Source organism: Rhodococcus sp. P4_B6 (assembly GCF_056402215.1).
Window position 1 is genome coordinate 1 of the sequence record NZ_JBFUHV010000252.1, and the last position, 9,385, is coordinate 9,385.

Here is a 9,385-nt window from a genome sequence, read left to right on the forward strand (position 1 = left end):
TCCTCGGTGAGATACCGCGGTGAATCTGTCCGCGGCTGCGACGGCCGATGCGTCATGAGGGTTGTCCCATCGATGTGTTGTGCTGCTCGCGCAGTGTCCGTTTGAGAATTTTGCCGACCGGTGACAGCGGGAGCGCGGGAACGAACTCGACGGTGCGCGGCGCCTTGTACCGAGCGATGTATTGCGCGCAAAATTCGCGCAATGTCGATGCGTCGCTCTCGTGTCCCGGGGTCAGGACGACGACCGCGTGGACGCGTTCGCCCCAGTCGGGGTCGGGGACCCCGATCACGGCGCAGCTGGCGACCGACTCGTGCAGGGAGAGAACGCTTTCGACTTCGGCGCTGTACACGTTCTCGCCGCCGGTGACGATCATGTCCTTGAGCCGGTCGACGACGTACAGGTAGCCGTCGTCGTCGAAGTAGCCCATGTCTCCGGTGTGCATCCAGCCGCCGCGCAGCGCGTGCGCGGTTTCGGCCGGCTTCTTCCAGTAGCCCAGCATGATGTTGCCGCCGCGAACGACGACTTCGCCGACCTGGCCGACCGGCATTTCCTCGCCGTTCTCCCCCACCACCCGTACCTCGGTGTGCATTGCCGCCCGTCCCGCCGACCGCAGCCGTTGCGGGTGGGTGACGTCCCGATGATCGGCCGGGGTCAGGAGTGTGGCGACCGGGCCGAGTTCGGTCATCCCGTAGCGTTGGCACATCTGCAAGTGCGGGAGGAGCCGCAATCCCTGCCGCAGCACGGTTTCGGAGATCGGCGAGGCTCCGTAACCCAGGTGGATCAGGCTGGACAGATCCGCGCCGGTCGTTTCGATCAACGTGAGCAATCGCTGGATCATCGTCGGCACCAGGGTTGTTGCGGTGATTCGCTCACGCTCGATCGTCTCGGCCAGCCGGTGCACGTCGAATTCCCCGAGCACATACTGGGTCGATCCGAGCATTACCTGCTGGTAGATGCCGGCCAGCGCGGCCATGTGGTAAAGCGGTGAGACGTGCAGGAACCGTTCGGGCCGGTTGGGAAGTCCCGCGGAGAGCAGTGATCCCATACCCGAGACCATGATCTGCCCGGGACCGAGCATCACCCCCTTCGGTACMCCGGTGGTTCCCCCGGTGTACAGGATCGCCGCCAGTGCATCACCGGAGAGTCGCCGGTCGGCCATCGGGGTGCTCGCGGTGATCAGGTCCTCGTAGTCCAGGCAGTCGTCCGGGAGCTGCGCGGCTCCGTAACACACGATGGACGCGAGGGTAGAACATTTGTCCCGGAGCTCGCGGGCCTGCGCGAGGGAAGCAGGATCCGTGATCAGCACCGTGATCTCGGCGTCGTCGACCTGGTACGCCATCTCGGTCAGGCTCCACCGGTTGTTGATCGGCGCGAGCACGAATCCGCCCCACGGGCAGGCGAGTGCGTACTCGACGTACTCGGCCGAGTTGGTGGCCAGGATGCCGATGCGGTCGCCTTCGGCGGCGCCGAGTCCGGCCAGCGCCGCTGCAAGCCGGCCGATCCGGTCGATCAGTTCGGTGTGTGTGAACTGTCTGTCCCCGTTGACGAGGGCAATCTTGTCCGGACACTGGCTCACGCTGCGGTGAAGTCCCTGGGTGAGATACACGTCGTCTCTTTCCATCGGGCGTGCTACAACGAGCGCGCGATGAGTTCTTTCTGGATTTCGTTGGCGCCGCCGTAGATCTTCTGGGCGCGGGCATCCGCGTAGAGCCGGGCGATGCCGTACTCGCGCATGTATCCGTAGCCGCCGAACAGTTGCAGGCATTTGTCGATGACCTGGCACTGCACCTCGGTCAGCCACCATTTGCACATCGCCGCCGCGGAAGCATCGAGCTTGCCGGCCATGTGCTGAGCGATGCAGTCGTCGAGGAACACCCGCGCCACCTTGGTGAGCGTTGCGCATTCGGCGAGCTGGAAACGGGTGTTCTGCAACGCCATCAACGGCGCACCGAAGGCCTCCCGCTGCTTGACGTATTCGACGGTCAGGTCCAGTGCGCGTTCGGTGGCGGCCACCGCGCTGATTCCGATGATCAGTCGCTCCTGCCGGAGTTGGCTCATCATCATGGCGAAGCCTGTGCCCTCCTCGCCCAGGAGGTTGGTTGCCGGAACCCGGACACCATCGAAGGACAGCTCGGAGGTGTCGGCACCGTGCTGGCCGATCTTGTCGAGAACCCGGCCGACGGAAAACCCGGGGCAGTCGGCGGTCTCGACGATGATGAGGGAGATACCCCGCGCACCGGCCTCCGGATTCGTCTTCGCGGCGACCACGACGAGATCGGCGGTGGAACCGTTGGTGATGAACGTTTTCGAGCCGGTGATGACGTACTCGTCACCCTCGCGCACGGCGCGGGTGCGGATCGCTTTGAGGTCGCTGCCGGCGGAGGGTTCGGTCATCGCAATCGCCGTGACCATGTCTCCCGATGCCATGTGCGGCAGCCAGCGACGTTTCTGGTCCTCGGTTCCGTAGTCGAGCAGGTAGTGCGCCACGATGCCGCTGTGCACCGAGTTTCCCCAGGCCCGGTCGCCGGTGTGCGAGTAGGCGTCCGCGATTGCCGCGTGGTGCAGGAACGACCCCCCGCCGCCGCCGTACTCCTCGGGAATGGCCGCGCACAGCAGACCGAGTTCGGCTGCCTTCTTCCAGAACTCGCGGTCGACGTGGTGTTGCTGCTCCCACCGTTCGGAGTTCGCCGTCACCTCCCGATCGAAGAATGAGGTGGCCATCTCGTGTAGGGCGTCGATGTCCCCGGTCATCCAGGGGGATGTGCGTCTGGTCATGGAAGATCTCCTTGATCGTTGTGAAGCGCCACCGTGGCGGTGCCGCGCAGGGTGACCGTTCCGTCGGCGAGGGTGACGGTCAGGTCGAGGTCCGCTTGCCGCTCGCCGCCTCGTTCCTCGATGGCGGCGACGCGGCCGGTGCAGGTGGGCCGGCCGTGTAAGGGGGTGATTGCCGCGAAGCGGACGCGGTAACTGCGCAGGTCCCACTGCCGCGCCGTGGAGGTGACGAATCGGGCCAGGTACGCCATCGACAGCATGCCGTGGGCGAAAACGTCGTCGAGTCCGGCGCTGTGGGCGACGTCGGAGTCGATGTGAATGGGGTTGTGGTCGTTCGATGCGCCGGCGAACAGAGCGAGGGTGGTCCTGCTGATCGGCGGAAGTGCCAGCGGTGGCAGTTCGGCGCCGACAGTGAGTTCCTGCAACATGGTGGTCATGTCGTCAGCTCCAGTTCTCGGATGACGAGGACGTTTTCGAGTTCGGCGACGGGTTCACCCTCCCGGGTGATGGCGGTGCGGCGGACGAGAAAGCGCAGCGCACCGCCCTTTTTCTCGTAGTAGTCGCTGTAGGACGGTGTCAGCACCAACTCCTCGCCGGCGAATGCGAGCGAGTGGTAGCGGAACGACTGTTCGCCGTGGAGCACCTGGCGCATGTCGACGCCGAGTTCACCGAGGACACCGTGCGGGTTGGGTCGGGTGAGCTCGAGGCTGAACAGGAACGTCGGGGGGATCAGCAGATCCGGGTATCCGGCTTCGCGGGCGTGGGCCAGATCCGTGTACACCGGGTCGGTCTCGCCGAGAACGTCGGCGAAGAATCGTAGCTGGCCACGCTCGGCGATGGCCGTGAAGCTCGGCAGCTGCCGACCGATGAGATCGGTGGGATCGATCATGACGGCGCCTTTCTATGCGGACATCGTGAACGCCGGCGGACCCGCGGGAATGACGGCCAGGGCGTCGGCGATCTCGTCGACCGTCCAGCGGCTGTCGCGGTCGAAGGACTGCTGCTCTTCCCACCCGCGCTGCCAGCCGATGTGACCGCCCATCACGGTGAACACCTGACCGGACACCGCGCACTCATCGGACGCCAACCACGCCACCAGCGGGGAGATGTTCTCCGGTGCCCACTTGTCGAACCCGTCCGTTGCGCCCAGGCGGTCCTTGAGTCCGGGCGCCGCCATCGTCAGGCGTGTGCGGGCGACCGGGGCGATGGCATTCACCCGCACCCCGTACCGTTCGAGTTCGCGGGCGGCTACCACCGACATGATCGAGATACCCGCCTTGGCGCTGGCGTAGTTGACCTGACCGGGGTTGCCGCGCAACCCGGACCCGGATGAGGTGTTGACGACCGCCGCCGACACCGCCTTTCCTGCCTTCGACTGCTCGCGCCAGTAGTTGGCGGCGTGGTGGAGCGGGCAGAAGTGCCCCTTGAGGTGCACATCGATCACCGAGTCCCACTCGCCCTCAGTCATATTGACCAGAGTGCGGTCACGGAGAATGCCGGCGTTGTTGACCAGGATGTCGAGCCCACCGAAGGTGTCGACCGCGAGATCGATCATCTCCTGGGCGGTCTTCCAATCCGACACGCTCCCGATGTGCGCGACGGCGTTGCCACCGCGTGCGGTGATCTCGTCGACCACCTGCTGGGCGGGGGTGGCGTCGTCGCCGCTTCCGTCGGCGCTGGACCCGTTGTCGTTGACCACGATGTTGGCGCCCAGGTCGGCGAGGAGCAACGCGTGCTCCCGGCCGAGGCCGCGGCCCGCACCGGTGATGACGGCAGTCCGCCCCTTGAAAGTAGCCATTCGTTCATTCCTTACGTCCGGATGTTGTGAAGAGGGAGGGCGGAATCCCCGCAGATCGGCGAACCATGTGCATGTCACCTGGTGCAAACGTGTGTCGACCGAGCACCCTCACCGCTCCACCGAAGGTAACGTGTGCTGTGACACATAGTCAACACTCGTTAATTTTCTTGAGTTGGCGAGGAGGGTCCGACTCCGCTCACGCGGGCTTACGCGCCGCGGGAGGGGCGGGATGCTCCGATAGGCTGACCCGACACGATCGAAAGGACGTCACTCGTCGTGAACCAATCACTGAGCACACCTACCCAGCGCACCGAGGACCGCTCGGCCCAGATTGTCGAGGCCGCGGCGGTGCTGTTCCGGCAGCGCGGGTTCGTCGGGGTGGGCATCGACGACATCGGCGCCGCGCTCGAGCTCAGCGGCCCGGCCGTCTACCGGTACTTTTCCAGCAAGCAGGCGATCCTCGCCGCGGTCATCGGCAGGCATCTGACCGAGATGGAGAGCGCCCGCGAGTCGGCCGACGCGGATATGCCGTTGCAGGAGCGGGTGTTACGCGCGTCGGTGCTCACCTGCCTGGCCGATCYCGATGCGCACGTGGTGTATCTGCGCCAGATGGGCAATCTCGATCCTGCGAGCCGGGACGAACTGACCCGGCGTCAGGAGTCGATCGTGGCGCCGTGGAGCTCTCTGCTCGATCCCGAGGATCTCGGCGCGTCCCTGGGGCTGCGCCTGCGGGCGTCCGCCGGGGTGCTGATCCGGGTGGCACTGTCGACACAGTCCGCGAAGCTGCCCCGCGAACGCCTTGCCGCCGGCATGGTCCGGTCTCTGCTGAGTACGACGCTCCCGGCGTCCGCATCCGTGGCCACCCCGACCGATTCCGACGCGACCGCGCCCGGACCGCTGCGGCACGCCTCCCGCCGTGAAGCCATCCTCACCGTCTCGACTCAATTGTTCCGGGAACGGGGGTTTGGCGGGGTGTCCCTGCGCGACATCGGCGATCAGGTCGGCGTCACCGCCTCCGCGGTGAGTCGGAACTTCGACAACAAGGAACAACTTCTCGCCGCGGCCTTCAACCGGGCCGGCGAGCAGATCGCCGGCGCCATCGCCACCGCGCTGCGACACGCGGGCTCCGCGTCCGAGGCGGTGGTGGACATCGTTGCCCGCTATGCCACCCTCGCCATCGAGAGCCGCGACCTCATCGCCATCTACACCACCGAGATGCACTCGCTCCCCGAGAATGTGCGGGCGCTTCGGCGCCGGAGTCAGCGGATGTACGTCGACGAACTCGCCCACGTCATCGAGCTCGCGGTCCCTGACTTGAGTGCCGCCGAAGCCAAGGTCCGCGCCGGATGCGCGTACTCCCTGATCAACGAAGTGATCATCAACGACGGCCTCGCGCAGCGCCCCAACCTCGCCGAAGAATTAACGATGTTAGCCATCGATGTGACCGGGTTGAACCTGCGGTAACCGGAAGAATAAATGCATCTAACTGGTATTTTATGGTCAGAGACTAAACAGCCATTGACCGAGCGTTAACGGGTATGTACTTTTCGGGTGGGGATCATCTACTCGGAGGCACAATGAGCACACTCAGTGGCATCGCTGCATACGGAGTGCACCTTCCGTACTGGCGACTGACGCACGCGACCATTCAGCAGGCCGTGGGCAAGCGCGTGGGCAAAGGTGCACGCACGGTCGCCGGCTACGACGAGGACACCACCACCATGGCGGTGGAGGCATCACGCCGCGCCCTGGCCGGGGCCGGGAACGACGTCGGCGCCGTCCTGTTCGCGACCACGGCGCCGGCGTACATCGACAAGACCAACGCAACAGCCGTTCACGCCGCGGTGGGGCTCAGTCCCGACGCCCGCGCCGCCGATATCGGCGGCGCCGTCCGGTCCGGGACCTGCGCGTTGATCACCGGCCTCGAACGGCCCGGCCGAACCCTGGTCGCGCTGGCCGACACCCGGACCGGCCCGAGCGGAAGCAGCGACGAGGCCACCGGCGGCGACGCTGCGGCGGCGTTCGTCGTGGGTCCGGCCACCGAGTCCGCACCGCTGATCGCCGAGTTCCTCGGCGCCGGGTCCGCGTCCACGGAATTTCTCGACCGCTGGCGCACTCCTGGCGACCCCTGGTCTCAGACGTGGGAGGAACGCTTCGGCGAAGGCGCCTACACCGAAGCCGCGACACGGTCACTGACCAACGCGCTCAAGGACACCGGGCTGTCCATCGGGGAGGTGGACAAATACTCGGTCACCGGACTCTCGCCCCGCGCGGCCCGCAGCTTCCTCGCGACCAGCGGGGTGCCACGCGGCGCCGTCGCCGACGATCTCGTCGGACGCATCGGACATTGCGGGGCCGCGCACGCCGGTGTGGCGCTGGCGGCGATGCTCGACACCGCATCGCCCGGTCAGATCCTGGCCCTCACCGTGCTCGCCGACGGCGCGGACACCCTCTTCTTCCGCACCACCGAGGCGATCGCCACCGCACGCCCGGCAACCACAGTGGAAGACCAGATCGCGGCCGGGCGCGACACCCTGTCCTACGTCGACTTCCTGTCGTGGCGGGGCCTGGTCGCAAAGCAGACGCCGCGCCGGCCGGACCCCGACCGGGCCGCAGCGCCCGCCTCATACCGGATGGTCGACTGGAAGTACGGATTCGTCGGAAGTCGGTGCCTCGACTGCGACACCGAGCACCTGCCTCCCCAGCGAGTGTGCCTGCGCTGCGGGGCCACCGACCGGATGGTCCCCGCGCCGCTCGCATACGTTCACGCCACCGTGGCGACGTACACGATCGATCACCTGGCGTTCTCTCCCGCCCCGCCGGTCGTTGGCGCGGTCATCGACTTCGACGGCGGTGGGCGGTTCTCCTGCGAGCTCACCGACATCGATCCCGACACCCTGCAGATCGGGCAGCGGGTGGAGATGACGTTCCGCCGGCTCTCCACCGCCGAAGGCATCCACAACTACTTCTGGAAGGCCCGGCCCAGCGCCGACGCCCCGACAGCCGAAGGACACCGATCATGAGCTCGCACGGAATCAAGGATCAGGTTGCCATTGTCGGCATGGGGTGCACCAGGTTCGGGGAACGCTGGGAATCGTCGACCGCCGACCTCGTCGTCGATGCCGCGACCGACGCGTTCAAGTCCGCCAACATCGACAAGGCCGCGATTGACGCCTACTGGCTGGGCACGATGAACTCCGGGTTCTCCGGGATGACCCTCTCGGCGGCGCTCAAGATCGACTACAAGCCGGTCACCCGGGTCGAGAACTTCTGCGCCACCGGCTCCGAGGCCTTCCGCAATGCGTGCTACGCCGTCGCGTCGGGCGCCTACGACGTCGTGATGGCGGTGGGCGTGGAAAAGCTCAAGGATTCCGGGTACTCCGGGCTCACCCGCGCCAACCCACCCTCGGACGGCACCGGCACCACCTTGACCGCACCGGCCCGGTTCTCCATGCTCGCCCCGGCCTACTGCGAGAAGTACGGAGTGCCCCAGGACGAGTTCAAGGCGGCAATGACCCACGTCGCGTGGAAGAACCACTACAACGGGGCACGCAACGAACGAGCTCAGTTCCAGGCGGAAGTCCCCGAAGCCACCATCGCCGCCTCCGCCCGCGTCGCCGGAGACCTCGGTATCTTCGACTGCTCCGGCGTCAGCGACGGCGCCGCGGCCGCCATCATCGTGCGCGCCGAGGACGCCCACAAATACACCGACAAACCGCTGTACGTGAAAGCTCTCGCCTTCGCCGCAGGGCCGGGAAGCGGACCCATCGACCCCGAATACGACTACACCACCTTCGAAGAGGTGGTCCGCTCGGCACGGGACGCGTACGCACAGGCAGGCATCACCTCACCCGGCGACGAGTTGATGATGGCCGAGGTCCACGACTGTTTCACCCCCACCGAACTCGTCCTGATGGAGGACCTCGGCTTCTCACCACGCGGGCAGGCGTGCACGGACACGATGGCCGACCGGTTCACCCTCCGCGGCGACCTGCCGGTGAACCCGGACGGCGGCCTCAAGAGCTTCGGGCACCCGATCGGCGCCTCCGGTCTGCGCATGTTGTTCGAATGCTGGCTCCAACTACGCGGTGAAGCTCCCGACAACCGCCAAATCCCGTTGAAGGGCAAGCGATACGGCCTCACCCACAACCTTGGCGGCGGCCCCGGAGAATGCGTGTCGTTCGTGTCCGTGGTCGGCGCGCAGAAGGGCTGACCGACACACGCGCCAACGTACCCACCCCCACCCGAGGCAGTCCCCGGCTGTGCGAAGYGATTCCCCGCTTCCCACCCGGGGACTGCCGCGTTTTCAGCCCGGGCAATCTCAACAATTTAACGACCATTGACTATGATTCAGTTCACAGATAGCCTCGATTTGCACGGAAGCGCGGACCGATATCGCCCCAATTCTCCTCAGAGTTAGCGACTATCGTCGAACTGCGCGCACAGATCCGTCGATCCTCACCCGAGGAGACGTGAACGTTTGTATCAGCGGGATCATATGATGAACGCTGGCCGTGCCTTCTCCGCCGTCGCACACCGTCGCGGCAGCCCGAAAGGATCAACGACAATGGCCACCAACACCGTTAGCGCGGATTCTCGCGCAGGAAGTTCGACCCCAGTTCAGGTGAACTCGTAGTGCAGGGTTCGTCCATCCCACCAGGGGACCTCGGTGTCGGGGAGGTTGGCTTGGCGGAGGACGGGTGAGTAGGTGCGCCGGTCGAGTCGGACGGTGATCTCGTTGCCGCGGTTGAGGATCTGTCCGCCGGTGGATAGGAACCGTCGTTGCAGGGTGTCGGGTGTGGCGGTGGCGTAGCC

At 66.1% G+C, this 9,385-nt stretch carries 9 protein-coding genes; 3 read left to right on the forward strand and 6 right to left on the reverse strand.

All coding sequences use genetic code 11. The annotated features are described in order from the left end of the window. Positions 1-52: 52 nt before the first annotated feature. Genes AC1DWT_RS46960 through AC1DWT_RS46980 form a run of 5 tightly spaced genes read right to left on the reverse strand, consistent with a single transcriptional unit; the run spans position 53 to position 4,570 of the window. Positions 53-1,606: a long-chain-fatty-acid--CoA ligase gene (locus AC1DWT_RS46960; RefSeq protein ID WP_206014071.1), complete on the reverse strand. Its 1,554-nt coding sequence runs from the start codon at positions 1,604-1,606 to the stop codon at positions 53-55. Between the two features lie 23 nt (positions 1,607-1,629). After that, positions 1,630-2,775: an acyl-CoA dehydrogenase family protein gene (locus tag AC1DWT_RS46965; protein ID WP_206014072.1), complete on the reverse strand. Its 1,146-nt coding sequence runs from the start codon at positions 2,773-2,775 to the stop codon at positions 1,630-1,632. Beyond that, on the reverse strand, positions 2,772-3,209 hold the full coding sequence (locus AC1DWT_RS46970) for a MaoC/PaaZ C-terminal domain-containing protein (RefSeq protein WP_206014073.1): 438 nt from the start codon (positions 3,207-3,209) through the stop codon (positions 2,772-2,774). The genes AC1DWT_RS46965 and AC1DWT_RS46970 overlap by 4 nt, the downstream gene beginning before the upstream one ends. Next, positions 3,206-3,661, reverse strand: coding sequence for a MaoC family dehydratase N-terminal domain-containing protein (locus AC1DWT_RS46975; RefSeq protein WP_206014074.1), 456 nt, complete (start codon positions 3,659-3,661; stop codon positions 3,206-3,208). Before AC1DWT_RS46975 ends, AC1DWT_RS46970 begins: the two co-directional genes overlap by 4 nt. A 12-nt stretch (positions 3,662-3,673) precedes the next feature. Further along, positions 3,674-4,570 carry an SDR family oxidoreductase gene (locus AC1DWT_RS46980; RefSeq protein WP_206014075.1) on the reverse strand — a complete coding sequence of 299 codons (897 nt, stop codon included), beginning with the start codon at positions 4,568-4,570 and terminating at the stop codon, positions 3,674-3,676. A 276-nt stretch (positions 4,571-4,846) separates the two neighbouring features. On the opposite strand from AC1DWT_RS46980, the gene AC1DWT_RS46985 reads away from it, so the two are divergent. From AC1DWT_RS46985 to AC1DWT_RS46995, 3 genes are all read left to right on the forward strand, one after another. Beyond that, positions 4,847-6,034, forward strand: a complete 1,188-nt coding sequence (locus AC1DWT_RS46985; RefSeq protein WP_477925890.1) for a TetR/AcrR family transcriptional regulator — start codon at positions 4,847-4,849, stop codon at positions 6,032-6,034. A gap of 113 nt (positions 6,035-6,147) precedes the next feature. After that, positions 6,148-7,593, forward strand: a complete 1,446-nt coding sequence (locus AC1DWT_RS46990) for an OB-fold domain-containing protein (protein ID WP_477925891.1) — start codon at positions 6,148-6,150, stop codon at positions 7,591-7,593. Beyond that, positions 7,590-8,783, forward strand: a complete 1,194-nt coding sequence (locus tag AC1DWT_RS46995; protein WP_206014078.1) for an acetyl-CoA acetyltransferase — start codon at positions 7,590-7,592, stop codon at positions 8,781-8,783. The genes AC1DWT_RS46990 and AC1DWT_RS46995 overlap by 4 nt, the downstream gene beginning before the upstream one ends. Positions 8,784-9,190: 407 nt before the next feature. Here the strand turns inward: AC1DWT_RS46995 and AC1DWT_RS47000 are convergent. After that, a partial coding sequence (locus AC1DWT_RS47000; protein WP_477925892.1) for a hypothetical protein occupies positions 9,191-9,385 on the reverse strand: 195 nt, incomplete at its 5' end.